23 protein-coding genes are annotated in these 26,955 nt (G+C 37.8%); 7 read left to right on the top strand and 16 right to left on the bottom strand.

What is annotated here, in order from left to right:
• Positions 1–90: 90 nt before the first annotated feature.
• From ALFOR1_RS19110 to fdxA, 3 genes are all read right to left on the bottom strand, one after another.
• The gene (locus ALFOR1_RS19110; RefSeq protein ID WP_058550226.1) at positions 91–2,001 is read right to left on the bottom strand and encodes a putative bifunctional diguanylate cyclase/phosphodiesterase; all 1,911 of its coding nucleotides are present in this window, start codon (positions 1,999–2,001) and stop codon (positions 91–93) included.
• Positions 2,002–2,288: 287 nt separating this feature from the next.
• Positions 2,289–4,535, bottom strand: coding sequence for a carbohydrate binding family 9 domain-containing protein (locus ALFOR1_RS19105; RefSeq protein ID WP_104644066.1), 2,247 nt, complete (start codon positions 4,533–4,535; stop codon positions 2,289–2,291).
• Between the two features lie 141 nt (positions 4,536–4,676).
• The gene (gene fdxA, locus ALFOR1_RS19100; RefSeq protein ID WP_058550364.1) at positions 4,677–5,000 is read right to left on the bottom strand and encodes a ferredoxin FdxA; all 324 of its coding nucleotides are present in this window, start codon (positions 4,998–5,000) and stop codon (positions 4,677–4,679) included.
• Positions 5,001–5,191: 191 nt separating this feature from the next.
• Between fdxA and ALFOR1_RS19095 the strand changes: the two genes are divergently transcribed.
• Both ALFOR1_RS19095 and ALFOR1_RS19090 read left to right on the top strand, forming a co-directional pair.
• Positions 5,192–6,799, top strand: a complete 1,608-nt coding sequence (locus ALFOR1_RS19095) for an NAD(P)/FAD-dependent oxidoreductase (protein ID WP_104644065.1) — start codon at positions 5,192–5,194, stop codon at positions 6,797–6,799.
• A 92-nt stretch (positions 6,800–6,891) separates the two neighbouring features.
• A complete protein-coding gene (locus ALFOR1_RS19090; RefSeq protein ID WP_104644064.1) occupies positions 6,892–8,391 on the top strand; it encodes an amidase family protein in 1,500 nt (499 codons plus the stop codon).
• Positions 8,392–8,427: 36 nt separating this feature from the next.
• Here ALFOR1_RS19090 and ALFOR1_RS19085 read toward each other — a convergent pair whose 3' ends face one another.
• Entirely contained in the window at positions 8,428–9,729 is a 1,302-nt protein-coding gene (locus ALFOR1_RS19085; protein WP_104644063.1) for a DEAD/DEAH box helicase, read from the bottom strand.
• A 91-nt stretch (positions 9,730–9,820) separates the two neighbouring features.
• Complete coding sequence (gene dapA / locus ALFOR1_RS19080; RefSeq protein WP_104644062.1) at positions 9,821–10,738, bottom strand: 4-hydroxy-tetrahydrodipicolinate synthase; 918 nt, start codon at positions 10,736–10,738, stop codon at positions 9,821–9,823.
• Positions 10,739–10,910: 172 nt separating this feature from the next.
• On the opposite strand from dapA, the gene ALFOR1_RS19075 reads away from it, so the two are divergent.
• Entirely contained in the window at positions 10,911–11,570 is a 660-nt protein-coding gene (locus ALFOR1_RS19075; RefSeq protein ID WP_104644061.1) for a DUF6058 family natural product biosynthesis protein, read from the top strand.
• Positions 11,571–11,824: 254 nt separating this feature from the next.
• On the opposite strand, the gene ALFOR1_RS19070 is transcribed toward ALFOR1_RS19075, so the two are convergent.
• The 6 genes from ALFOR1_RS19070 to ALFOR1_RS19045 all read right to left on the bottom strand — a co-directional run bounded on the left by ALFOR1_RS19070 (position 11,825) and on the right by ALFOR1_RS19045 (position 16,383).
• Entirely contained in the window at positions 11,825–12,589 is a 765-nt protein-coding gene (locus ALFOR1_RS19070; RefSeq protein WP_104644060.1) for a 2-keto-4-pentenoate hydratase, read from the bottom strand.
• Positions 12,590–12,721: 132 nt separating this feature from the next.
• Positions 12,722–13,126, bottom strand: a complete 405-nt coding sequence (locus ALFOR1_RS19065; RefSeq protein WP_104644059.1) for a hypothetical protein — start codon at positions 13,124–13,126, stop codon at positions 12,722–12,724.
• 155 nt (positions 13,127–13,281) lie between these two features.
• The gene (locus ALFOR1_RS19060; protein ID WP_165491333.1) at positions 13,282–13,440 is read right to left on the bottom strand and encodes a hypothetical protein; all 159 of its coding nucleotides are present in this window, start codon (positions 13,438–13,440) and stop codon (positions 13,282–13,284) included.
• A gap of 446 nt (positions 13,441–13,886) precedes the next feature.
• Positions 13,887–14,174, bottom strand: a complete 288-nt coding sequence (locus tag ALFOR1_RS19055) for a putative quinol monooxygenase (protein ID WP_104644058.1) — start codon at positions 14,172–14,174, stop codon at positions 13,887–13,889.
• Between the two features lie 64 nt (positions 14,175–14,238).
• Positions 14,239–15,054 (bottom strand): 2,5-didehydrogluconate reductase DkgB, encoded by an 816-nt coding sequence (gene dkgB / locus ALFOR1_RS19050; protein WP_058550217.1) that lies wholly within the window; start codon positions 15,052–15,054, stop codon positions 14,239–14,241.
• A gap of 156 nt (positions 15,055–15,210) precedes the next feature.
• The gene (locus tag ALFOR1_RS19045; RefSeq protein ID WP_058550216.1) at positions 15,211–16,383 is read right to left on the bottom strand and encodes an MFS transporter; all 1,173 of its coding nucleotides are present in this window, start codon (positions 16,381–16,383) and stop codon (positions 15,211–15,213) included.
• Positions 16,384–16,497: 114 nt separating this feature from the next.
• Between ALFOR1_RS19045 and ALFOR1_RS19040 the strand changes: the two genes are divergently transcribed.
• A complete protein-coding gene (locus ALFOR1_RS19040; RefSeq protein WP_104644057.1) occupies positions 16,498–17,385 on the top strand; it encodes a LysR family transcriptional regulator in 888 nt (295 codons plus the stop codon).
• A gap of 56 nt (positions 17,386–17,441) precedes the next feature.
• On the top strand, positions 17,442–18,470 hold the full coding sequence (locus ALFOR1_RS19035; protein ID WP_104644056.1) for a metal-dependent hydrolase: 1,029 nt from the start codon (positions 17,442–17,444) through the stop codon (positions 18,468–18,470).
• A 148-nt stretch (positions 18,471–18,618) separates the two neighbouring features.
• On the opposite strand, the gene ALFOR1_RS19030 is transcribed toward ALFOR1_RS19035, so the two are convergent.
• Both ALFOR1_RS19030 and ALFOR1_RS19025 read right to left on the bottom strand, forming a co-directional pair.
• Entirely contained in the window at positions 18,619–19,584 is a 966-nt protein-coding gene (locus ALFOR1_RS19030; RefSeq protein ID WP_058550213.1) for a sensor domain-containing diguanylate cyclase, read from the bottom strand.
• Positions 19,585–19,865: 281 nt separating this feature from the next.
• On the bottom strand, positions 19,866–20,132 hold the full coding sequence (locus tag ALFOR1_RS19025; RefSeq protein WP_058550212.1) for a hypothetical protein: 267 nt from the start codon (positions 20,130–20,132) through the stop codon (positions 19,866–19,868).
• Positions 20,133–20,359: 227 nt separating this feature from the next.
• On the opposite strand from ALFOR1_RS19025, the gene ALFOR1_RS19020 reads away from it, so the two are divergent.
• Entirely contained in the window at positions 20,360–20,623 is a 264-nt protein-coding gene (locus tag ALFOR1_RS19020) for a type B 50S ribosomal protein L31 (protein WP_058550363.1), read from the top strand.
• A gap of 176 nt (positions 20,624–20,799) precedes the next feature.
• On the opposite strand, the gene ALFOR1_RS19015 is transcribed toward ALFOR1_RS19020, so the two are convergent.
• Both ALFOR1_RS19015 and ALFOR1_RS19010 read right to left on the bottom strand, forming a co-directional pair.
• Positions 20,800–21,186 (bottom strand): OsmC family protein, encoded by a 387-nt coding sequence (locus ALFOR1_RS19015; RefSeq protein ID WP_058550211.1) that lies wholly within the window; start codon positions 21,184–21,186, stop codon positions 20,800–20,802.
• A 28-nt stretch (positions 21,187–21,214) separates the two neighbouring features.
• On the bottom strand, positions 21,215–21,604 hold the full coding sequence (locus ALFOR1_RS19010) for a cytochrome b562 (RefSeq protein ID WP_104644055.1): 390 nt from the start codon (positions 21,602–21,604) through the stop codon (positions 21,215–21,217).
• 618 nt (positions 21,605–22,222) lie between these two features.
• Between ALFOR1_RS19010 and ALFOR1_RS19005 the strand changes: the two genes are divergently transcribed.
• Positions 22,223–25,069 (top strand): TonB-dependent receptor domain-containing protein, encoded by a 2,847-nt coding sequence (locus ALFOR1_RS19005; RefSeq protein ID WP_104644054.1) that lies wholly within the window; start codon positions 22,223–22,225, stop codon positions 25,067–25,069.
• 104 nt (positions 25,070–25,173) lie between these two features.
• On the opposite strand, the gene ALFOR1_RS19000 is transcribed toward ALFOR1_RS19005, so the two are convergent.
• Positions 25,174–26,952, bottom strand: coding sequence for a sugar phosphorylase (locus ALFOR1_RS19000; protein WP_058550208.1), 1,779 nt, complete (start codon positions 26,950–26,952; stop codon positions 25,174–25,176).
• Positions 26,953–26,955: the final 3 nt, after the last annotated feature.

The raw sequence follows: 26,955 nt of genomic DNA, 5'->3' as shown, positions 1-26,955 counted from the left end.
TAGTAAATATTTTTATCAGAACCTAGGCTATATAGATACAAAAATGCCACCCAATATAGGGTGGCATTTTTTTTACTAACTCTTTACTCTCTAACTAATAATATCCCAAGCACTGGTTCCTGAAGCAGATAAGTTACTATTATTATTACGTAAAACTTTGTTTCCCACGTTTATCGATGTCTCGGGCCGGCTAACTAAATAACCTTGCACTGAACTCACACCTATTTTTTTAACTAACTCAAATTGTGCGATTTCTTCTACACCTTCCGCGACAATTTTAAGCCCTAACTTTTGTCCAAGTTCACTAATTGTATTTAAAATATCATTATACTTTTGACTTTTATTAGCCTGAGTTATAAATGAGCGATCTATTTTAATTACATCAATGGGTAAGTCAGCAAGTGTACTTAATGAGCTAAAGCCGGTACCAAAGTCATCAATAGCAATCGTGATCCCTTCAGCGCGTAAGCGTCCTAATTCTTCAATTATTCTAGGGCTTGCTTTAATAAAGGTAGATTCTGTTATTTCGAGCATTAACGATGTTGCTGGCAAGCCGGTTTTTTTCAGCTTTTTCATGATCCAGTCATAAATATCCCGGTGCTTAAGTTGCACACCCGATACATTAACCGATATTTTAACTTTACGCATACCAGCATTATGCCAAGCAGCCATTTGTCTACACGACTCAAGCATAATCCAATCGCCTAACTCTAATATTAAATTAGACTCTTCAGCTATTGGAATAAATTCAGTAGGTGAAATCATTCCCTCTACGGGATGATCCCAGCGAGTAAGCGCCTCAAAGTAATCAATCATGCAATCTTCTACGTGCACAATAGGCTGAAAAGATAAATAAAAATCTTTACACGCAACAGCTAACCGCAACTCTTCCAATAGATAGTGGTAGCGACGCATTTTGTTACCCATTTCAGGCGAGTAAACTTTAAATATACCCTTACCATCACTTTTAGCTCGGTACATTGCAACATCGGCAAGTTGTAATAAAGCCTGAGGGGTTGATGCGCTTTCTGGATATGTAGCAATACCAATACTTGCGCTAATTTTTACTATTTTATTTCCCAGTACAAAATCTTTTTCAAGCTCGCTTAAAACATGCTTAGCAATTTCTACAACTCTATCACTTTCATCTAGTGACTCTATAAAAATAGAAAATTCATCTCCTCCTAAACGAGATAAATTTTGCTCTAATTGGTTTGCAGTATTTATATTACTTAATTTATGGTGGCGTAAAACGTTTGCTAATCGGCTCGCTACTTGTACTAATATTTCATCGCCAAAACTATGCCCAAAAGAGTCATTAACTTGTTTAAAACCATCTAAATCAATAAATAAAAGTGCGCATTTGAGCTCTTCTTTTGATGTGTGGTTAATTTGTCTGTCGATATGCTCTATATAAGCGTGACGATCAATGAGTAAAGTAAGCTTATCTTGGCAGATGCTCGTTTGGGTTTGCTTTAAATAGTTAGCAACATGTGTATTTAAACTAGTGATTGACTGGCTTAAACTACTCACTCCTGAAGGGTTTTCTGCTGGTTTAACATTTAAATTAAAGGCATTAAGTAACGTGTTTGCTTGAAGGTTTAATTGAGCTATTTGGTTTTTATATTGGCGTTTTCTTCTTTCTCTGCGAAGGTAAGCTCCACAACCAAATAGCAAAATACAAACAATTAAAAAATTAATAGGTGACGCTAATGTCATCAGCACTAGTTTTTGAGCATTCGCCGCTAAAAATTCGGTGTCCGTTGTTTTTATAAGGAGATAATTTACCGAAGAGTCTTCTATTATGTAATGGCCATTAATAATAGGATTATACCAAGGGGCCATATTTAACGAGGTGCTCGCTATTTCGAAACTACGTATATCTATATCAGAGTGAAATAAATTGATGCGATTAATTTGATTTGTCAGTTCTATATTTATGCAAAAGCAAAATAAGATTAAAACTAAAATTATAAATCCAACAGGCTTCAATTTACTCATCAATAAAATCCATCTAAATTACTTCTCCTACAAATCCGTTACTAAAAGGTGATTATATCGCCTGCATTTAGTACTAAGCAAGCGATAATACAATACTTATTAATGAGAATTTGTAAGGCCAGCAATAATAAAGAAGTAAATTATTGCTTGATCATTAACTAATTATAGAGCGTAGTGAATAAAAATAAACCAATTGTTAAGTATTATGTATAAATTATTCTCACTATCTCGTAATCAAGTTTTTAGCAATTTGATTACCAGTCATTATGAATTAACAATACTAAAGCTTAAAGTTGCCACGCATAACTTACTTTTGTAAAAAATGTGCGCTGATCACGCTCAACATGCTTTAGCGAGTCGTCTTGATAACTTTTATCTGAGTACCCTAAGTAAAATAAGGTTTGCGCATTTATTTTGTACGAATAAACAAGTTGGCTGGCATAATCTTTATTTATGTGACTTACTTGATAAAAGTAAGCGTCTTCATTTCTATCAATATCTTCAAATTGTAAAATTAGTTTAAGCATTGAACGCATACTAAATTTATAATAAAGCCTAAAATCTAATAAGTTAGCGGTATATACTCGCTCACCTTGAGGGTTATCTAACACACTGTAATTATGCTTAACGTCTACCTGCCAGTGATCGTTTATATCCCACTTAGCTTGCGTTTGCGTAGCGTACGACTCGCCAATTTGCTCATTTGCGTAATCTATACGGCTACCATATTCACCATAAAACGAAAGCCATATATTATTTTTAGGTTTAAAGCCTGTATAAACAAAGCCAATGTTTTGGTTATAAAAAGTATCGTTATAATTCTCATAACGATGAAGTAAGCCAATTTCAAAAATAGACTGTTTTTGGCCTTTTAATGTTATAAACCCTTGGTATTCATCTTCAAGTAAGTCGCCATTTTGAGCCCATGTTTTATTCCAGTCGGCCTCGTAAGACCATGACGTTAATAAGCCTGACTCGTCGCTGTACCAAGTTTGTCCGCCTACAAGGCCTACTTTCTCGTAATCTACTTTTTCTTGGTAACCTAGGTCTGTACGATAATCTTTCCCGATATTTTCGTAGCTCGCAGACACATTGTAGTCACGCTTATCTCTTGTGAATTCAATAGCGTATGCTTCATCTGATTGATTTTTAACTAAGTTATAGTTATTGGTTAAAAACGCTGAGTTTTTAGAATCAGCCGTTGCCACTTGATAGGCAAGCGTATCTGATTGATTAAACCAGTAACTGCCATCAACAGAGATCACCGTATTGTAGTAATCATCACTTTCTCTATGAGTAGTACTAAGCCCTATAGTACCTTGATCGCCAATATCATATTGATAACGGGCAGCTGCTGCGTGAGTTTTTTCCTCTAAAATAGCAAAACCAGAGCCTTGGTTTGTAGGTAATAAAATATTACTGTTATCGTCATCTGCATACATAAATGCATAGCTATGCTGATCCGTTTTACCAGTCAGTTTTGCCCCTACCTCAGGCTCTGCAATAGTGCGGGTGTAAAGTAGTTCAAATAAACTACTTTGAAAATACGATGCCCCATCTAAAAAAAACGGGCGCTTTTCGTCATAATATATCGAGTAAGTAGTGTTTACATCAAGCTCTAAAGCATCACTTTCTATTTGCGAAAAATCAGGATTAATTGTCGCATTAATCACCGCATCTTGAGTAACACCCCAGCGTAAATCTAGTCCTGCTTCGGTATTAATATCGCCGTTATCCCAGTTGCCAGGTAAGGTTGGCTTTGAATCATTTCTAAGCGCTGTAAGCGTAGGCGTTAATTGTAAATTTTTACTGGCTTTTACGTTTTTAAAACCGTGGAGTTTATCAAACTGACAAAGGCTGCATTTTATATCTCGGTCAAAACCCATATTTGAAAGTTGATAAAGCACGTCACGTTGATAATTTCGTAACACCGCAAACCCCCACGTTAGGTCGGGCTTATTTTCAGGAAATCGAAGTGCTTTAAAAGGTATACGCATTTCAACCACAAAGCCTTGCTCAGTAATTTTACCTGCGCTATCCCATATTGCATCCCAAGATGGGTCTGACTGCCAACCATCGGTGTCACTCATTCGAGTATCACCTTGCGCGCCTAATGGGTTTACATAAAATTCGTAAGCTGAACGCTCATCGTTAAAGGTATCAATAATTAAAATAACCGTGTCGTCTTGCCAAAGCGTATCTCTATCACGAAGTGACGCTGTAATTTGGCTAGGCTGAGGATCTTCGGCTACAAATGCAACATATAAGTTGCTGCCATCTTCGTACATGTAAGCGTCGGTTTTAACAGGTGGTATACCCTTTTCGTTTGGCTCATCTTGAAACGCAATAGGTACTAATGTGGCATTTTGCCAATGTGGCTCGTCAAGTACGCCATCAACGGTAATATTAGTACTGATATGTGACAGCGAATACTGTGTTTTTTCAGCGGCTAATAGTGGGGTTGTAGATAAAAGTGCAAAAGTAAGTGCAAACAAAACACTGAAGTGTTTTTTTATAGTTATAAAGTACTGCATAAACATCCATTTAGAGATATTTACCCTAAAAAGGTAAACTTATCTACGGAGTGTAATTTAAGTCAGTACATTTGTTAATAGTATGATACTAAAAATATTGGATATTTTAACTAATTAATATTAAAGGATTAATTTAAAAAGCTAGGTTTCTATTAATTTAAGCTTATTAGCCACACCATTCCATTGGTCTGCATCATCAGGTGCTGGTTTTACCTCAACAATACGTGGCCAAACTAAAGCAAGCTCAGCGTTAAGTTCAGTAAATTCTTTTTGATCTTCTGGAAGTTCGTCTTCTTGATAAATTGCCTCTGCGGGGCACTCTGGTACACACAAACCGCAATCAATACAATCTATTGGGCTTATTGCTAAAAAGTTAGGGCCTTCGTAAAAGGCATCTGCAGGGCACACTGCCACACAATCTGTGTATTTGCATTTAATACAGTTTTCGGTGACTACAAACGCCATAACAGTTAAAACCCAATAATTAATCATCTAAGGCGCGGATCATACCCAACCACACTAAAAACACAATAAATAAGTGCCATAATTGGCCAATTTAACGTAATATATGCGCCCTCAATGTAAAGCCATTACGTGCCCTACACTTCTTATTGTGAGCGGAAATAAACCCGCTAAGACACCTAAAAGAGATACTAATGATACGTTTAACCGAAATAAAGCTGCCGCTTGATCATAACGAAGATGCTATAGGCCAAGCCATAGTAGACAAACTAAAAATAAAACCTGAGCAATTGCACAGCTATAATGTGTTTAAACGTGGCTACGACGCACGTAAAAAAACAGCTATTTTACTTATTTACACTCTTGATATTGAAGTAGATAACGAAGAAGCGCTCCTTAATACATTTTCTAAAGATCAGCACGTAAAACCGGCGCCCGACACTTCTTACAAATTTGTAGCGCAAGCACCTGCTAATATTACCGAGCGCCCAGTGGTAATTGGTTTTGGCCCGTGTGGTTTATTTGCGGGTTTAGTCCTTGCTCAAATGGGCTTTAACCCGATTATTTTAGAGCGTGGTAAAGAAGTACGCGAACGCACAAAAGACACCTTTGGCTTTTGGCGTAAACGCACACTTAATACTGAGTCTAATGTGCAGTTTGGTGAAGGTGGTGCAGGTACATTTTCAGACGGTAAACTATACAGCCAAGTTAAAGATCCAAAACATTATGGTCGTAAAGTTATAACCGAATTTGTAGAAGCCGGTGCACCAGATGAAATTCTATATGTAAGTAAGCCGCACATTGGTACGTTTAAACTTGTTACTATGATTGAAAAAATGCGCGCGCGTATTATAGAGCTTGGCGGCGAAATACGCTTTAGCACACGCGTAGATGACATTCATTTAGATGATGGACAAGTAACCGGCTTAACGCTTTCAAATGGTGAAAAACTAGATACTCGTCACGTTGTACTTGCAGTAGGTCACAGCGCTCGTGATACCTTTAAAATGATCCACGACAAAGGTATTTATGTAGAAGCTAAACCCTTCTCTGTTGGCTTTAGAATCGAGCACAAACAATCAATGATTGACGAGTGCCGCTTTGGAGATAACGCAGGCAACCCAATTTTAGGCTCAGCCGATTACAAACTCGTTCATCATTGTGATAATGGCCGCACGGTTTACAGCTTTTGTATGTGCCCAGGGGGCACTGTAGTAGCCGCAACCTCTGAAGAAGGCCGTGTTGTTACTAACGGTATGAGCCAATATTCACGTAGTGAGCGTAACGCAAATAGCGCCATTGTTGTAGGTATTAACCCAGAAAAAGATTTCCCTGGGCACCCGCTTGCAGGTATTGATTTACAGCGTAAATTAGAAGAACAGGCTTATGCATTAGGCGGCAGTAATTATGATGCCCCTGCTCAGCTTATCGGTGATTTTTTAAAAGGCAAACCATCGGGTAACATTGGCGGCGTTGAGCCTTCATATACACCAGGGATTAAATTAACCGATTTAGGTAAAGTACTTCCGCAGTTTGCTATCGATGCTATACGCGAAGCCATACCTGCATTTAATAAGCAAATTCGTGGTTTTTCAACTAACGATGGCTTATTAACCGGTGTAGAAACGCGTACATCATCGCCTATTAGTATCAAACGCGATAAAAGTTTTCAAAGTATAAATACAAAAGGTTTATACCCAGCAGGTGAAGGCGCAGGTTACGCAGGTGGTATTTTATCTGCAGGCATTGATGGTATTAAAGCGGCTGAAGCAGTTGCACTCTCAATGTTAGAAAACGCTTAAACCGGTTTTTTAAGTTATTTACCGAAAAGCCTCACTTTGTGAGGCTTTTTTGTGCTAAATGTATAATAAATAACAATTAGCGGCTTAATAGAATGACCAAAACAACCATTATTTCTTTAATTTGTGTGCTTTGTGTATTTAGTGCTAAAGCGAATAATTTAAAAACTATAGAGCAAATTCACATAGCTTATAAAAACAAAACTACAAATGCACAACACGTTACACAAGCTTATATAAACCGAATAGAAAAACTCAACCCACAATATAACGCTGTGATTAATATCGATCCCTCAGCTATTGAACAGGCTAAAGCTTTAGATTTACTCTATGCAAATTCTAAATGGGCCGGGCCACTTCATGGCATACCCGTTTTGCTTAAAGATAACATAGAGACCAAAGGTGTATTACCAACCACAGCAGGATCGCTGGCTTTAAAAAATAACATTACAAATAAAGATGCTTTTGTAGTTAAAAAACTGCGAGAAGCAGGCGCTATCATTTTAGGTAAAGCAAACCTGAGTGAATGGGCCAATTTTCGATCTTCGTACTCTTCTTCTGGGTGGAGCGCAGTAGGTGGACAAACACATAATGCTCACGATATAACTAGAAACCCGTGTGGTTCTAGTGCAGGCTCTGCAGTGGCCGTAGCACTTAACTTTGCACCAATTGCACTGGGCACAGAAACCGATGGCTCTATTACCTGCCCCGCATCAGTTAATGGTGTATATGCTATAAAACCAAGCATGGGCCAAGTATCACGCAATGGGGTTATTCCCCTTTCAAGCAGCCAAGACACTGTTGGACCTATGGCTCATACCCTAAAAGATACGCTACTTGTGCTTGCAGTATTACAAGGCGAAAATAAAAAAGATGTATCAACACATGAGTTTGTTTTAAATTCAAAAGAGTTAACGGCTAAATCAACACTCAAAATTGGTGCGCTACCAAGTGATAAATTTACCATTCAAACTCAGCAGCTTTATAAAAAGCAATTAAATGCACTTAAACAAGCAGGGCATACCGTTACTGAAATAGAAGTAACCGACAATCTAGATTCTTTATTCGCTGATGAATACTACATTTTACTTTACGATTTTAAAGCTGAAATAAATCATTACTTATCTAACACACCAAAAGAAGTAAAAACTAAAAGCTTAGAGGCACTCATTAACTTTAATAGCCAAAATAAAGAAACAGAAATGCCCTACTTCGGACAAGATATACTTACTAAGTCGCAGGCAATTGATTTAACAAATAAAGATAAATATCAACGCGTTAAAACACGCTACCGTGCACTGGCTAAATCAGCAATTACTAATTTATATAAAAATAATGATATAGATATCGTTATTGCCCCGACAGTATCACCAGCGTGGAAAACCGACCTCATTAACGGTGATAATTTTAAAGGCAGCAGCAGCTCTTTGCCCGCAATAGCAGGAAGCACACATATAACACTCCCTGTGGGCAAGGTAAGTAACTTACCTGTTGGGTTATCTATTATTGCTAATATAAACCAAGAGCAAGCTGCGTACACTTATGCTGATATAATTGATAAAACACTTTCATTAAATACAAAAAAACCTGAGTAAACTCAGGTTTTTTTTAATTAAAATTCGCGTTTTAGCTTACTTTTTAAGGGTAAGCTTGGCGCCTTTTAAGCTTTTACGTACATTTGAAATACGCGAGCGATTTACAGCACGTGCTTCGCCTGTTGCTTGCCCTGTAGGCTTATTAGTACGGCTACGGCGTAAATGCGCTGGTTTTTTACCAATTTTATCAATAAGTACTTCACGGTTACTTACTTCGTAACCCTCTAAATATACACGCTTAATTTTTTGACCAATTAACGCTTCGATTTCAAATAAAGTATTTTCTTCTTCACGGCTTACAAATGAAATTGCTTGGCCTTGGTTACCAGCACGACCTGTACGGCCAATACGGTGTACGTAATCTTCAGCAAGCCACGGTAAATCAATATTAATTACACGTGGGAGGCCATCAATATCAATACCACGTGCAGCAACTTCAGTTGCCACTAAAACACGTACTTTGCCTTCTTTAAATTCACGAAGTGCACGTCGGCGGTTACCTTGCGACTTATCGCCGTGACATACAGTGGCAGGAATACCGTCAAGGTTAAGTTCTTTTACAAGCTCATCTGCCGTTTCTTTCATGTTTACAAATACAAGTACTTGCTGCCAGTTCTTTTTACCAATCAGCTCTGAAAGAAGCTCTTGTTTACGGCGCTCTTCTACTGGGTACACAACGTGCTGAACGGTACTTGCTGTGCTATTAGTTTGATCAACACGTACAATTTCAGGCTGTTTTAATACTTTAGAAGCAAACTGTTTAATCGCAGCTGGAAACGTAGCCGAGAAAAGTAATATTTGACGCTGCTCGTCACAGCTTTTAATAACACTTTGCATATCTTCAATAAAGCCCATATCAAGCATACGGTCTGCTTCATCAAGTACTAAATGTTTAACACTTGCAAGGCTTAAATTACCTAAACGAATGTGATCAAGTAAGCGCCCAGGTGTTGCAACAACAACATCTACACCGTCCTTTAGTGAATTAGCTTGGCCTGCGGTATTAACACCACCAAACAAGCTCACTACTTTTAAAGGAGTGTGTTTTGCGTAAGCTTTAAAGTTATTAGCTATCTGCTCTGCAAGCTCACGCGTTGGCGCAAGTACTAATGCACTTGGTGCATTTGTTGTGCTGTGCTCTGATTCAAATAATTTTTGGATGATAGGTAAAGCAAACGCTGCCGTTTTACCAGTACCAGTTTGGGCACTTGCTAAAACGTCTTTACCTTTACGAACAGCCGGAATAGCTGAACGCTGAATGGGCGTAAGGGTGTGGTAATTAAGTTCGTCTAACGCCTGAATAAGTTCAGGGGCAAAACTAAAAGATTTAAAATTCATGCTGTATAACCTGCGGCCACATTATCAAGGGTCGCAAATTATACAGTAAAAACGAGTCAACAGTTAGTGATTACTGCCTATAATTAAAAACTTAAGATAAAATTAATACATTGTCGATATTTAATACTTCTGCTCTTGAGCCAACGATATCATCAACGTTAAGTTCGTTAATTAATATTTCGCCTTGAGCTTGCTGCTCATCACTCAGTGGCAAATACGGTAATCTAAATACCGGGTTCACTGCGCCAGTCATCATCATTGCGGTGTTAATAGCAATAGGGTTTGGCTCGCAGAATAACCAGTTCATTAAAGGTTGTAATGAGGCATTTAACGCATCATTTTTAGTATCCATTAATTGGCGGAACAACCCAGGTATAAGATTAGAGGTAACCGATATAACACCGTGAGCTTTGTGCACATGGCGCGCGTCGTGCGCTTCGTCATCGTTACCAGACCAACATGCAATACCTTGCTGCTCGTAGTGTGTAATACGTTCATTACCGCCACATTCTTTTATACCAATTAGGTTAGGGTGCTGTGCTAATGGCTCAATAATATCAGGCGTTAAGTCTTGCCCTGTACGCCCTGCTACGTTGTAAATAAACGCAGGTCCAATATCTAACACACGCTTAAAGTGCTCTATAACACCCGCAATTGACGTACGGCCATAATACGGGTTAATTTGCAGCGCTGCATGCATGCCGCTGGCAAAACCATATTTAGTGGCTTTTATTGCTTCACGCGTATTGTTACTGCCTGTATTACCTACAATCAGTAGCTTATTGCCATACTTGTTTGCACTGTGCGCAATAAGCATTAAATGCTCTTCCCAGTTCATTAACTGGCCTTCGCCGGTTGTACCACCAACCACAATGCCATCTACTCCCGCTGCTATTTGTATTTCAACGAGTTCGTCGTACTTTGCTAGGTCTATTTCACCATTGGCTAAGTACGGGGTTTTAATAGCGGTAATTAAGCTTGCTTGTTTAATTTGTTCTAGGGTGCGCATAAAAATTCATTATTTATAAAACTTGCGCTATTTGTAACATACTTGCACGCATTTTTGCAGGCCTAAGCTAATAATAAACGTAAAATGGCTTGTGTTATTTAGTTTGATAATACAAAATACAAACACTGTACATCTAAACAGTGTTTGTATTTTTAACTTTAAGCGAGCCTTTATGCGTTTATCTAACTACTTAGCCACTCATTTTTATAATACCGATGAGCTTTGCCATGCTTTAAATATTGATGCCGAGCAGCTAGATACGTGGCAGCAACACAGCGTATTTCCTAAGCCAAGTTATTGTATAAAAAGTCAATTAAGTTGCAGTTCGTATTCTGGATTGTATGAATGTGAGGAATACGATGACTATTATCCTCGCGGTTGCGTAAATTGGGGCCAAGGGCTTATAAAACAAAAGATTGAATCATCGAGTAATGCCTTTAATTATTTTGCACAGCAATACACGGCAAGCCTTACTAAACTTGCTCAGCAAGGTTTTACCTTTAACGAAGAATTGTTTGGTTGTGAAATAGATGAACACCTACAACAAGTATGGCAGCAGTTTTTATGTAGTAAATATGGTGTGCTTACACAAAATGGTTTAATTGACGAAATAGTATGTGTTGATATTGGCAGATTATTAGTTGACGACATTACTGAGCTGCGCACTAAAGCATCCTTAAATCAACAGGAGCGTACACAGCTACACCCCGCAATGAAGCTATTAAACAAAGCGCTAGGCCACGGGGCTGATCACGAAAAACAACAAACCCTACGCGCCCGCTACATAGATGCGCTTATTTTAAAGTACGATTTGTCTATTGGGGCGTATTGAAATTTGTTCAATCTAGGGGGGATTTAATCGCGGCGCGAGGTTTGTAACCTAGTGGGCTAAGTAAAAACCGAGAAACAAAGAGTTAATCGCCCCTGTAAAGAACCCTTTGGGCAGCGCATGTTTGGAATTTATGCTGCGTTATCGCCTATTTATGGGGAATAACCACACGTCATAGACTCTGCCTTGCTTAAATACCAAACACACTGCTGCAAATTCAACCACAAAAATACAACACGCCCTAAGTAATGCTATATTTATTTTGATATAAACGTAGTACTAAAGGCACCTAAACCTTCGTAGCTAATGGTGATTAACTGATCAGTATTAAGCTCAACCACACCACAATATGAGCCAGTTATAAACACGTGCCCTGCTTTTAAGTCAATTCCTTTGGCAGATAAATAGTTAACCGCCCAATAAAGAGGAAGTTGCGCAAGCTCTGCAGGGTGAGCACCAGCAAAGCTTAACTCAGCGTCAGTTTGCTTAATGTTAATATTAACAGTACTTGCGTTATAGGCTTTTGTATTATCTATTTGTGGGCCTACATATACACCTTGGTTAGATAAACCATCGGCTAATTTTTCAATGTGAGTGCTTAAAGTGCTTTCATCAAATCTCTTTTGAATAAGCTCAAGTGCTAAATGAGCACGAGTAAAAGCCGTATCAATATCTTCATTAGAATAATTTTTATTGCTTGGCAAATCGCTTTCTAAAATAAACGCAATTTCTGGTTCGATAAGCGCTTTATTTTTGGTTGTATAGAGCGAGCAGCTTTCGGTTTGCTCTATTGGAGCATGTAAAAGAGGTGCTAATATAATCGTTCCATCATCTAACGGCAGCATACACTTCCAGCCATATACTGTTTGATCATTTAAATAAATCATCAACTTTTGTACTTCTATTGCATCATCAGTCGAGTCTAGTATTAACTCTTTAGGAAAATTTGAACGTGCTGGGCTTTCCCCTCTTTGGGCTAATAAATGAGTCGCAATTAATTTTAGTTGTATTGAGTTATTCACAAAAATCTCTTTAAAGTACGCTACTACTGGTTAAGCAGTAATCGGCAAAGGGGCGATTATTAATTTAAGTATTAATACATCAAGCAAAACGGCTGCATTAAAACTATCTCTCAGGCAAAAATTGGTAATTATTTAAGTATCAGTAGATTTAAGTGATCGTAAAAAAAGCCCTAAACCACCAAAGGCTAAAATTATAATTACTATTAAATCAAACGAGGTCATTGTACGCATACTAAAACGTACGCTTGATATAACACCAAATATTAAAGCCGTTAATGAACCTAAAGACAGTACCCAACCTAAAATATTTTTGGAATTATAAAAAATTAAACCCACTCCAAAAATAAAGGGGATCATTACCATGCCACCAGTAATGCCAAAACCACCTAATGCATTAACACTGTAAATAAGAGAACTAAGGCCAAAGTTAGAGGTTACCGAGATTGCGTTTAGCAGCATATAAAAGCCACCACACATCATTATTAATCCAATAAAAAAATGCCCTATACCACCAGAGCTTCCGCCTGCACCTTTCATTTTTATTCCTTTTATATTTTTATTAGTTGTTTTTACAATGCAAAGGTTCTACTTAAATGATGCTTTTACTTCGTAGCCTTTACATTGAAGCCGCTCTTTAAGTACTTTACTTTACTCATAATAAGAAAAATAAAGTACTTAAGGAGCAATAACACTTAGCGAGTAATTACATGCCAAATTACATAAAACCAAGATAAAAAACCGTGCAAAATTGCCCATATAACAGATTCGTTTTCACTCCACGAAATTGCAATTGCTAACGCCGTACCGAAGGATACACCATATTTTACTATCTCATTTCTTGAGTTTCTCATTATTTATATCCTGAGTTTTTATTGTTTTATATAGTGAGCAACATAGTAATAAATTCAGTTATTAGTACTTAGAAGCGCTTATTAAATCCAATATTTATAACACATCATAATTTTTGCATGTTGTATTTTTATAATCACACAAGTTAGCTTTTATATAAACAGGAGATTAATGATGCAGGAAGGAATAGTTTGATAGTTATATATTAGGTATCACTTTAATGTTTTTAAGTTTGTTCTATCCGAGGATTACTTGGAGCCTCACGGGACTGGTAACTGCTCCACTGATATCGCCTATTAGTAGGGAGCAACTACACTAAGTAGGCTCTACTTTAGCTAAAAACCAATCATATAGCTGCAAATTCAACCTTCAAATATAAATAAGCACTACAAAAAAGGCGATGTATAATTACGTCGCCGCTTAAATTAATTGAATCAATTAGTTATATTTAACCAATAGATTTGTACACTTCAATATTACTGCTGGTTACTAAGCCTGTTACTTGTGTGCCAAAGGCTTTAAAATGCGGCTCATTTTTATGCGCTTCAAAATGCTCACCAGATGCCCATTGCTCACTCACTAAATAAGTCGTTTGCTGCGCATCACTTTTAACCGATAGCTCATAGCGTAGGCAGCCTACTTCTTGGCGCGAGTATTTTTGTAGATTTTCGAGTGCGGTTAATACAACGTCTGCATCAATATTTTTACTCGAAATGGTGGCGATTACCGTTAACATGCTGAGTCCTTTATAAAAAATAAAGGTGCAGATTTCTGCACCTAGTGTCATATTACGTATTTTATTACTGATCCCACTGCGGCGCAAAATCTGGCGTTGCTTGGCGGTCGCCACAATCAAGACCGTCAATACGGGCTATGTCCTCATCATCTAACTTAACGTGGTCGTTAAAGTTATCTTCTAAGTTTTTACGCTTAGTTGATGATGGAATGGTAGTCATGCCATTGGCGTTTACCCATGCAATAACCACCTGCGCTGGCGATGCATCATGTTTATTGGCAATATCAATAATCGTTTGGTCTTTAAGTACTTTACCGACTACAAATGGCATATACGCAGTTACGTGTATATCGTGCTGAGCACAAAATGCGCGCAATTTAGTATTGGTTAGGTATGGGTGAACCTCAACCTGATTGGTAAATATTTCACGCGAGTCTAGCGTCTGCATTGCTTCGTTTAAGTTTGCAATAGTGAAGTTTGATACACCAATGTGTTTAGTTAAACCAAGCTGCTTAGCTTTTAATAACTCAGTTAAGTATTCACTCATTGGCTCATCATTTGAAGGCGCAGGCCAGTGAATAAGCAGTAAATCAACTGACTCTACTTGTAGCTTTTCAAGCGATTTTTTTACACTGGCAATAAAGTCAGTTTTGTTGAGTTTATTGTTCCACACTTTGGTGGTTAAAAATATTTCGCTACGCGGAATGTTGCTGTCTTTTATGGCTTGGCCTACTTGCTCTTCGTTACCATAAATTTGCGCAGTATCGATATGACGAAATCCTACTTCTAACGCCATTTTTACTGAATTGTAGGCAGTCTCGCCTTCTAAACGGAATGTTCCCATGCCTAAATCTGGCATTTCTATTACACGTTGTGTCATGGCTCTATCCTTATAAAATAATCGGTTAAAAACAAGCTCTTTTAAAGCTTTACAAAATACACCTTTTACTTCTTTTGTGTCATCACTTAAAAATCTATGACCTCAATATAGGTAATGAGGCCATTAATTTAAGTTTCAACCTTAGCAGAAGATAGTTTATGCTCGCTGAACTTCTCGCTTATCAAGCATGCCACTGTAGCGGGTTGCTACTAATGCTAAAGCAGAAATTGCTGCGCCTATCCATGCGGTGTCTTGTAAGGTCATACCCTCTACAACACTTCCGCCAATAATAGAGCCCAGTGCTATACCAATATTAAATGCCGCTATGTTTAAGCCCGATGCGACATCTACCGCATTAGGAGTGTGCTTTTTCGCTTGTTTTACTACATAAAGCTGCAAGCCCGGTACGTTACCAAATGCAAATGCACCCCATATTAAAATAGTTAGTACAGCGGCTATTTTTGACTCCATGGTAAAGGTGAAAGCCAATAAAATAATTGTTAACGCGCTAAATATAATACTCAGAGCGCTAATTGGGCCGCGTTTATCGGCCAATTTCCCGCCCCATATATTACCAACCGCTACCGACACACCATAAACCAGCATTATTAAACCAATAGCTGAGGGGGCAAAGCCAGTTTGCTGCTCTAATATAGGTGCTAAATAAGTAAACGCGGTGAACGTACCGCCGTAGCCTAATATAGTCATTAAATATACGAGCAATAAGCGCGGCTTAACAATAACCTGAAGCTGCTCTTTAAACGTCGCCGGAATAGACTGTTTTAAGTTTTTTGGTACTAAAATTGCGCTACCAATTAGAGCAATTAAGCCAAGTAGCGACACCACTAAAAACGTTGCACGCCAGCCAAAGTGTTGGCCAATCCATGTACCTAACGGCACACCCGTTACAAGTGCAACAGTAAGGCCAGTAAACATAATCGCGATTGCACTGGCTTCTTTATCTTTGCTTACTAAGCTTGTGGCAATCATAGAGCCAATTGAGAAAAACACACCATGGGCAAGCCCCGTTAAAATGCGCGCAAGTATGAGTGTTTCGTAGCTTGGCGCTTGCCAAGCAAGTAAGTTACCCAAAACAAACAAGCCCATTAAGCTTATTAATACAATTTTACGGTTCCATCGCCCGGTGAGTGCAGTTAGTACCGGTGCACCAATAGCTACACCTACCGCATACAAACTCACCAGTAAACCCGCTGAAGGTAGGCTTACGCCTAAATCGTTTGCAATGGTAGGTACTAAGCCTACTATTACAAACTCAGTTGTTCCTATTGCAAATGCGCTTAAGGTAAGCGCCCACAAAGCCAATGGCATAGTTAAATCCTCGTAATTAGTTTAGGCATGCAGTTTGACCAAAAAAGCATTTGCAAAAAATAGCATTAGTGACAAAATACTTTTGTAATTAATGCAAAAGTAAGGTACTAACGTATGGCTCAGCATGCCAAAACAGAAGACTTAGAAATGTTTTTAACGGTGGTTGATAGCGGTAGTTTTTCTGCTGCGGCAAATTTGCTTGATCAACAAGTAGCTAAGGTGTCGCGTGCGGTATCTCGCCTTGAAAATACACTGCAGTGCACTTTATTAAACAGAACTACACGCAGATTAGAGCTTACCGAAGAAGGTCATACTTTTATAAAATATGCGCGTGATGGCTTAAACACTCTGCAAACTGGCGAAGAAGCAATTAAGCTTCTAAAGCAGGCACCTAGCGGTAAGTTAAGAATAGATGCTGCAAGCCCGTTTGTATTACACCAATTAGTGCCACGCATTGATGAATTTACAAAGCAATACCCGCATATAACGCTTGATATAACCTCCCACGACAGCATTATTGATTTGCTAGAGCATAAAACCGACTTGGCCATTCGCATAGGTGATTTGAAGGATTCTAATTTGAACGCTAAAAAGCTCGGCGTTAGTAAATTATATTTAGTAGCAAGCCCAGCCTATTTAAAAACTGCGCCAGGTATTTCAAAAATCAGTGACTTAAACCAACACAAACTTATTGGCTTTACAGACTCCCCTAAATTAAATAACTGGCCGCTAAAATCCACTACTAATTTAAAATTTAATTTAATGGCCAGTAGCGGTGAAACCGTGCGCCAATTATGTTTAGCAAACCAAGGGGTTGCATTGCTTTCGTATTTTATGGTTGGCGATGATTTAAAAACAGGTAAGTTAATAGAAGTACTACCTAATAGTATAATCACCCCTAATAATCGTGAGGTAGTGCAAGCTGTTTATTATAAAAATAGCGCGGTATCGTCGCGCATTGTCGCGTTTTTAGATTTTATAAAGCCAAAGCTTTCATTATAAGTGACGCATTTGGGCTTTACGTTAGTATAAACAGTATTAAAATACAAAGGGACACTATGGACTCGTTAACGCAAATAGTACTAGGCAGTGCTGTAGGGCATGCTATTTTGGGTAATAAAGTGGGCCGCAAAGCCGTTTTATGGGGAGCAGCCTTAGGAACTTTACCCGATTTAGATGTATTTATACCTTATGGCGGCCCTGTAGAAGCGTTTACTTACCATCGTGGTTTTAGCCACTCTTTATTAATGCATTTATTAATAAGCCCACTTATTGTTTGGCTTATTTTAAAAATACACACCGGCATGCAAGCTTATAAAACACGATGGTTTTGGCTGGTATTTTTGTGTTTATCTACCCATGCCTTACTCGATAGCTTAACCGTATATGGCACACAGTTACTTTGGCCTTTTACTGAGCACCCCTTTGCTATTTCAAACATGTTTATAGTCGACCCGCTCTATACGCTGCCCTTATTATTTGGTGTAGCTTGTACATTATTGCCAAAAATAACGAGTGCGCGTTCATATAAAATAAACACCACAATGCTTGTACTTAGCAGTATGTATTTATGTAGTTCACTCATTTTAAAAGTAATTATTGACGATAAAGTAACGACGGCCCTTTCTGACAGGCAAATAAAAGTTAACAATTATATAAGCACCCCTGCGCCACTCACTACATTGTTATGGCGTGTAGTCGTTATGTCTGATGGGCAATACTACATAGCATATGCGTCGGTATTTGATGAGCCAAACGAAGTAACAATAAATGCCTATAACACCACTCCCTCATTATTAGATGATATAAATAATGATTGGGGCATCAAACGCTTGCAGTGGTTTACTAAAGGTTTTTACAACGTACGTCAGCAGCAAAGTAATATAATACTTTCTGATTTACGAATGGGTATGGAGTGTAATTATGTCTTTAACTTTGTTGTGGGAGAAAAAACCGATTTAGGCGTGAACGTGGGTAACTTTGAAAAAATAAGCCAGCGCTCTAATTTAAGAAGTATGAGTAAAATATGGGATAGGATTTGGAACCCAAATATCTCTTTAGTGGCTAATAGCTGTAGCAATAAATAACTATTCAGGGTTTAATTATTTTTTGAAGTTAAATTTACAGCTGAGCTATATGTATTAAGCAAATCAGTGACTATGTTGTGTGATTATTTACTATCAGTTGGCTGTCACGCAGCATATAAGCTAAACATGCTCTACCCTTTGGTTTTATTTAATAGGGGTTACACTGCTTTTTTTGTTTATACATTGCAGTATCAGCATCTTGAATCATCTCGACGACTGTTTTATCAGTATTATATGTAAAATTTACCACTCCAAAGCTGTAATCAATATTATACGGTTTATTTAAAATACTATTAGTTTGCTCAATCGCATTAGTAAAACACAGTAAAGCATCATCTGCTTTTTTCGCACCTGAATCACTTAACATAACTACAAACTCGTCTCCACCTAAGCGCCCTATTACTTCACAATCACAAAATGAGCTTAGCATCACTTGCGCGAATTTAGTTAAGACAAAATCTCCTTCGTGGTGCCCATATACATCATTAATTTGCTTAAATTTATTAAGATCAAATAGTATCAAAGTCATAGATACTTTATTTTTCTTACAATTATTTAAGGTGTGCTCAGCAAGACTCAAAAAACCGCGTCGATTAGAAATTTTAGTTAACTCATCGATTGTAGCCAGTTGAATAGATTGTATTTCTTGCTCCACTAAGCTGCCTAAATCTCTTAGTAACTGCTTTTCTTCATCGCTGAGGTTTCTAGGCTTATCATCCGCAAGACACAGCGTGCCTATAATCACTCCCTGTTTTAACTTTAAGGGGAAGCCCGCATAAAACCTAATTTTAGGATCGCCAACAACAAAAGGATTATCAAAAAATCGTTCATCAGATGAGGTATCAGGAATAATTAACAATTCATTTTGATTAATTGTGTGCCCGCAAAAAGAAGACTCTCGCGGAAGTTCACATACACCCAAGCCTTGTCTTGATTTAAACCATTGTCGATCCTCGTCAATTAGAGTAACTAAAGAGATAGATACATTAAACAAATGTTTAGCAATACGAGTTACACGATCAAAACGCTCCTCATGTGCTGTATCAAGAATTTTAAGCGCTCTCAATGCACGTAATCGCTCTATTTCGTTACTTGGAGTTTCAGGTTTAATCATTTTAGTTCTATTAATTTTTATATACTGGGTGAATATGTAAGAGCCGTAATTCGTTAAATTGTATAGCCTACGAATAATCTAACCCTTTAAAATTAGAGCATTACTTAAAAATAGCAATAATTTAAACGAGATAGCTAGATAGATGAAAAAACTTGAAATGAAATTTAACTAATAACAGTACGTTTTTAAATTTGCATTAACTGCTAGCCCAAGTACATCAAAATTTAAAAACTTTAGTGGCTAAATAAAACTATTTAAATGACCGCTAAAGTTTAATAAAATTAATTTTGGTGCTCATATTGGCCGCGGTAAACCTCAAACACTTTTAGCACTGTGTGTTGCTCCTTGGTTAAGTTGTCAAACCAGTCGTCAAACAACTCATCATCGTCCTGCTCACTAAGCGCCATATATCGTGCTAGTAATTCTACAATATCGTTATGATTGCATGTTAAAGGATTTACTTGTTGTGCTAAGGCACTATGGTCACGCTCTCTAAGGGTTTCCATCACCCCTTGATCAATTTGTTCTTGTTGTATTGCGTCGCTCATACATAACCTCTGTAATAACTTTTTAACCGTTTTTAACTCTCAAATATAGTTATAACAGCCTAAACAGCAATAGCCAGCATTTTTGATCCAAGTGCTTATTTTTTGATTTATTTGCGCAATTAGCCAGCAATTACGGCCTTTTTGAGGAACATAGACACTTGCAATGCAAATTTAAATACGTTAAATTTAAATGATACATTATCACATATCATTTAATGAGGCGTATTATGAAACCAAATATTCATCCCGATTACCAAGTGGTTGCTTTTCACGATACCGCTGCCGACTCGTATTTTATTATTGGATCTACAATTAAAACAGATCGAACGGTAGAAATTGACGGTAATACTTACCCATATGTTCCTATTGATGTATCGAGCGACTCGCATCCGTTTTACACTGGCAAGCAAAAAACAGTCTCAACTGATGGGCGTGTGGCACAATTTAATCGTCGTTTTAAAAATCTATCTACGGCTAAAAAAGCTGATTGATAGGTTTTTTCATGCTTAGGTGCGCTTTGGGTTTTGTATTGTAAGTTCAAATAACTTACTGATTATTAAAACTTAGTTTAAGGCAATAGAAGTATGAAGAGGTAGTAACTAATTTGTTGTAGCAATACCGCCGGGGTTATATGTTCCTCTGCGGTATTTTTATATTTTATTTATGGTTATTTAACCACTACCGAAAACTCAGGAACGGCTTGAATCACCTTTTTAACTGTACAGGTATTTACAGCCGCAATAAGTGCTTTTTTATATTTAACAGGAAAGCCATCAGGTAAATTAATTTCAATCGAGAATAACTTTTTACCATTATCGTCTACATTTTCATTATTTTGAGTAAGGGTCATACCCTTAGTAGAGATATCTCGCTGTTCACAAAACTTACGCGCATAAAAGCCAGCACATAGAACCATACTTACTAAAAAATAATCGAACGGTTCTGGATGCTCTGCACTGCCCCCAGCATTTACACTTTGATCACTTATTACTTCTAAATCGCCAAATTTAGCACTTTGCTTTTGACCTTCTAACATTGAAACTGAAATTTCCATTGTTTTTCCTTTTTATTCTAAATTTAAACTATGAACCAAATAATAACTCAAAAAACCCTGGTGGCTCATGTAATTCATGATATTTTTTACGTAAATTATCAATGTTTTTTAAAGGCGCTTGAGCCGCATTAAGCCCCTGCTCGTTAGCCGCTTTTTTAGCAAGCTTAGCTTGCGTAATTACCTTATCAAGACCTTGTAATGATTGCTCAGGCTCTTTATGAAATTTAGCTGTTTTGCTTACCTCAACCAGCTTTATAAATTCATTAATTGCTGTATTAAACTCAGCTAAATCGCTAGCCTGTACTGCTTGCTTATATGCAAGCCCTGTGTTTTTCATATTGATTTCAAGATCGACATCCTGCTTTGCAAAAGAGCTTGTACTAAACAGTATTGTAAAAATAATAACTAAAAACTTCATGGTCAAACCTATTAATTGAAAACAGCCAAATTGTATCAAGTTTACGTGTCAAAGTAACTTAAGGAGCAATTAAGGCTATTAAAACTGTAAAGGGGCTTTACACATTAAAACTACGTTTTTTTGGTCTTTAATAATGAAAAAAATTCAAACTATGCTTTTTTTGGAAAAAAAGCCTTACATAAAAAACATTTCAAAACATTATTTACGTACACAATACTAACAAATGTGTACACATAATACCCAACACCTATTTCTTAGCTTAATACTTATTTAGTTAAATACTTTTAAATAAAAAATAAACGCTATAAAAAACAGCTAAAAAATTATTAAAACAATAAATATGTAAATGATGTAAAAACATAACAAATACTCAATGTAACTTATCTTTAAAAAGTCATTTTATGTACACCCAAAAACTAATGTAAAAAAAACAATAATAGCCATTAAGAATATTTCAAGTTGCTTATTTAGCAGTAAGTTACTTACTTTTAATAAAATTATCAGCATGCAATAATCGCCGCCCTCATAACAAAAGTTATTGGTTTTTACCAAATACACACTGTATTCGGTAAAAAGAAATACTGTTATTAATTATTAGAAATCTCCTTTGGGAAACACATGAAACGTCATAATTTACTTTCTACTAGCATTAAATGTGCATTAATTACTGCTGCTGCAACAGCAAGTAATTCAGTGCTTGCGCAAGATGAGCAAGCGACAAAAATTGAACGCGTTGAAGTAACGGGTTCACGTATTTTACGTGAAGGTGCTATTGCACCTGCACCAGTAACAGTTATAAGCGGCGAGCAGCTAATTAATACCGGCGCTGTAAACATTGGTGAAGCGCTTAACAATTTACCAGCACTTGGCAATACATATTCTATGGCTAACTCAGGCCGCTTTATTGGTACTGCTGGTTTAAACATTCTTGATTTACGTAACATGGGTACAGATCGTACTTTAGTACTTGTTAATGGTAAGCGTCACGTATCAAGTTCAGCTGGCTCTCAAGCGGTAGATACAAACACTATTCCAAGTGTGTGGGTTGAGCGTGTAGAAATTATCACTGGTGGTGCATCAGCTGTATACGGTGCTGACGCAGTTACAGGTGTTGTGAACTTTATATTAAAAGACAACATAGAAGGTATGGATTTTAGTGTTACCCGAGGTTTTGCCGATTTAAACAGCTACAACAACGAAAAAGCAACATTCTCGTACGGCTCTAATTTTGATAACGACCGTGGTAATGCAGCTTTCGCTATAGAGTACTCAGGCCAAGATTCATTAAATGCACTTGACCACCCTTGGACTAGTACTTCGTTTAGTAGCTTACCTAACCAAGCCCAAACGGATGAGAACAAAAATAGCGCGGACTTCCCAGACGATATTTTAACACCTAATGCAGGTTATTACGCCATCAATGATGCAGGCGTTTATGCACTTGAAGATCCAACTAAGTATATTAATAGCTTTAACGCTGATAGCAGCGCACGCGACTTATACATAGGTAATAACGCAGATTTATATTCATGTGCAGAATGTGACTTTTTTAACTTAGGCCAATTTGAAGAAATTCAACCTGAGTTTGAGCGTTATAATGTAAACTTTAAAGTTAACTACGATGTGACCGACGACTTAAACGTTTACTTTGATGCTAAATACGTAAACAGCCAAGGTGAAAGCATAGGTCAACCTGCGTTTTTCTTTTTTGATGACGAAAACAGCATTAAAATTGATAACCCTTACCTAGATCCAACTATTAAAGCACGTATGGAAGAAGAAGGCGTTGACTCAATCATGGTTAACCGCATGATGAGTGACCTTGGACGCCGTGTTGAAAACAATACTCGCGAAACAACACGTTTTGTAACTGGCTTAAAAGGGACTGTGTTTGAAGACTGGGAATTAGATACATCAGTTGTATACGGCCAAACAGATCTAGAGCGTAAAAACGGCGCTAACATGATTTTAGCCAACTACTTTAATGCACTTGATGCTGTTGAAGATGCAGATGGCAACGTTGTATGTCGCAGCGCTGCTGCACAAGCTGATGGCTGCGTTCCTGTAAATATCATGGGTTTTGGCGCACCATCTCAACAAGCGATTGATTATATAAATACGGTATCGGTTGGTACCTCAACTATTAAGCAAACGGTTGTTTCTGGTTCACTTGCTAATGGCGCTATTTTTGAGTTACCGGCAGGTTATGTAGGTGTTGCATTTGGTGCTGAGTACCGTAAAGAAGAAAGCGAAACAAAAGAGCCAGATAACGCAGAAGGTACGTTTTTTAACGCTTTAGGGGAAGACAAAGGCTCGTTTAATGTTCGCGAAGTATTTTTTGAAGCGACAATGCCAATTTTAACTGACTTACCGCTTATTCAAGATTTAGTATTTGATACCGCTGTACGTCATGCTGATTACAGCACAATTGGTGAAGCAACTAGCTGGAAGCTAGGCCTTGATTGGACAGTTAATGATGAGCTACGTGTACGTGTAACACAATCTGCAGCACTTCGTGCGCCAAACATAAGTGAGGTATTTGGTGCAGCAAGCCAAACTTTCTACAATGTAGAAGACCCGTGTCGCGCTGAAAACATAGCTAATTTATCAAATGCAGCAACACGCACTGCAAACTGTGCTGCATTAGGTGTTGCAAGTGACTTTAACTCAGGTTACGACTCAGCCTCTTTAGATGGCTTAACAAGCGGTAACCGTGATGTTAAAGGTGAAGAGTCAACAAGCACAACGGTAGGTATTGTTTACCAACCTGAATTTTTAGACAATGCTGTACTGACTATTGACTACTGGGAAATTGACCTTGAAAATGCAATTGACACAATCGACGCGCAAGAAATTCTTGACCGTTGTGTTGACAGCGCAACAGGTATAGACAACCAATACTGTAACTTGATTACACGCGATGCAAATGGCGAAATTTCACTAATTCAAAACTCAGTACTTAACGTAGCTGGTCAAAAGGCTTCTGGTGTTGATTTTGAACTAGGCTATGACTTTGAAGCGCTTGAAGGTAGCTTTAAAACACGTTTAATTGGTACATATTTAATTGAACGTAAAGATTACCCGTTCCAGGATGATCCTAGTTCATATATTGAGTACGCAGGTACAACCGGCGAAGCGAAATGGCAAACTAACTTATCTGTAACTTATGCTATGGATAATTTTTTCTCAACGGTTGAAACACGCTTTATTAGCGAAGTTGATTTATACACAAATGTTGATCTTGCGAGTAACTCGAACCCAAGTAACCAAATGTCTTACGGTAAATACTTTATTACCGATATGACTGTTGGTTATAACTTCGATAGCGGCTTAGGCGTTAAAGTAGGTGTTGATAATCTATTTAACCGTAAACTTCCGTACGGTTCACGTGGTACAAGCGCTGGTAGCGCAAGTTACGACAATATTGGTCGCTTTGGCTACATTAACTTAAGCTACAGCTTATAATTAGTAACAACGTTATTGATTAAATTAAAGGCTCGCACTGCGAGCCTTTTTATATCAACCCTCTTAATTAAGTGATCAATTTTGAGGATTGGTATTATTGCGCCTTATTTTATATTGCTTAGCCATACACTTTGATAAGGCTCAAGTTCTATTGTTAATTGCTCTTCTTCAATTGTTTTATCAGCGACTAAGTCAAACCATTGCTGAGTGTTAATTAAGTTTAAATCAGCTAATGTGAGTGTTTGTGGTTTGTCACTAATGTTATAAACACAAAATACACTTTGGCGTCTGTCTATACTTTGCCTCCAAAAGCCAAATAATCCACCCGCTAAATGCAGCGTAAACTGTGTCGCATTAGGATGAAAGGCACTTTGCTTTTTGCGCACTGCCAATAAGCTCTTAATACCATTAAATACCTTATGATGATGACTGTATTTCTCACCAATTGCAGCGAGTAGCTTTGACTCTTGCCAGCGATGACGGTTAATAGCACGGTTATGCTGTGAGTTTTCAAAGCGATCGTAATCGTTAGTAGTACCTAATAAACTATGAATATAAAGCCCAGGGATCCCCTCTAGTGCAAACATAATGGCATGTGCACACATAAACCTCTCTAGGCCAAACTTATCTGGGCCATTGTGTGTTCCTTGCATTGCATCAAATAACGCTATATTTAACTCGTACGGTGTATGTGTGCCATCGTTACTGGTTCGCATAGATACCCTGCCACCAAATTGCATAGTGGTACTTACGAGCGAAGCAACTTCGCTGGGTTGTAACAAACCTTCAATGGGTCTAAGCCCTATTCCATCATGCGATGCGATAAAGTTAAAATAAGCCGTACCGTTTTGCGCCGGTGGCATGCTCATCATCCAGTGCTTAATAGCTGTGCTATCACCACTTAATAATGTATGTAGTAATAATGGCGGTAAGGCGAAGTTATAAATACTGTGTGCTTCGTTAGCATTACCAAAATAAGACAGGTTCTCTTGGTTTGGAATGTTTGTTTCGGTAATAATTACCACGCTTGGCTCAGTATGCTCAATCAGGGTACGTATTAGCCTAACTGCCTCATGTGTTTGTGGCAAATTAATACAATTGGTATTAAGCTGTTTCCATAAAAATGCAACCGCATCGAGTCTAAATAAGCGAACTCCATTATCTAAATAATGGCGAATAATGCTAATAAATTCTTTTAAAACTTCTGGATTACCAAAATCAAAATCAACCTGGTCGTGGCTAAACGTACACCACACGTGTTTTTCACCACTTGGTGTGGTAACCGTATTTAACAACGGTGACGTTCGCGGGCGTACCACTTGGCTTAAATCATCCGTTAAGCTGGCTGTTTTAAAGTAATCTTTACCTGGGTGTAAGTCGTTTAAAAAGTTTTCAAACCATACACTTCTGCTCGAGCAATGGTTAATGACTAAATCTGCCATAAGCTTTACGTCTTTAGCTATATTTTGAATATCATTCCAATCACCCAGCGATTCATTTACCTGTGCATAGTTCATAACCGCAAAGCCTTCGTCTGAGCTGTACGGATAAAATGGTAAAATATGCAGAGCATTAAGCTGCATATCACAGCGCTCCTTAATAAAGCGATGTAGCGTTTTAAGCGGCGCTTCAATTGGGCTTGATACAGCAAATTCACTATCGTCATGTTTTATAATAGAGTCGCCGTAGGCAATTAATATTATATCTTGTTCATCCCATCGGTTTGTATGAGGTGTAGGGTCGCGCAGTGGATTACTGCCTAAAATAATTTTAATAAGCTGCTGAGCAAGCTCAGTAACCGATAATGGCAGTTCAACACCTTCGTAAATAATATGAAGATGCTGCTCAACTCGTTGTAAAAATAAATCGCTAACTGAAATCACATG

Source organism: Pseudoalteromonas carrageenovora IAM 12662 (assembly GCF_900239935.1).
Classification (GTDB): domain Bacteria; phylum Pseudomonadota; class Gammaproteobacteria; order Enterobacterales; family Alteromonadaceae; genus Pseudoalteromonas; species Pseudoalteromonas carrageenovora.
Note: the sequence above shows the minus strand (reverse complement) of the source record. Positions and strands in the feature narration are given on the sequence as shown.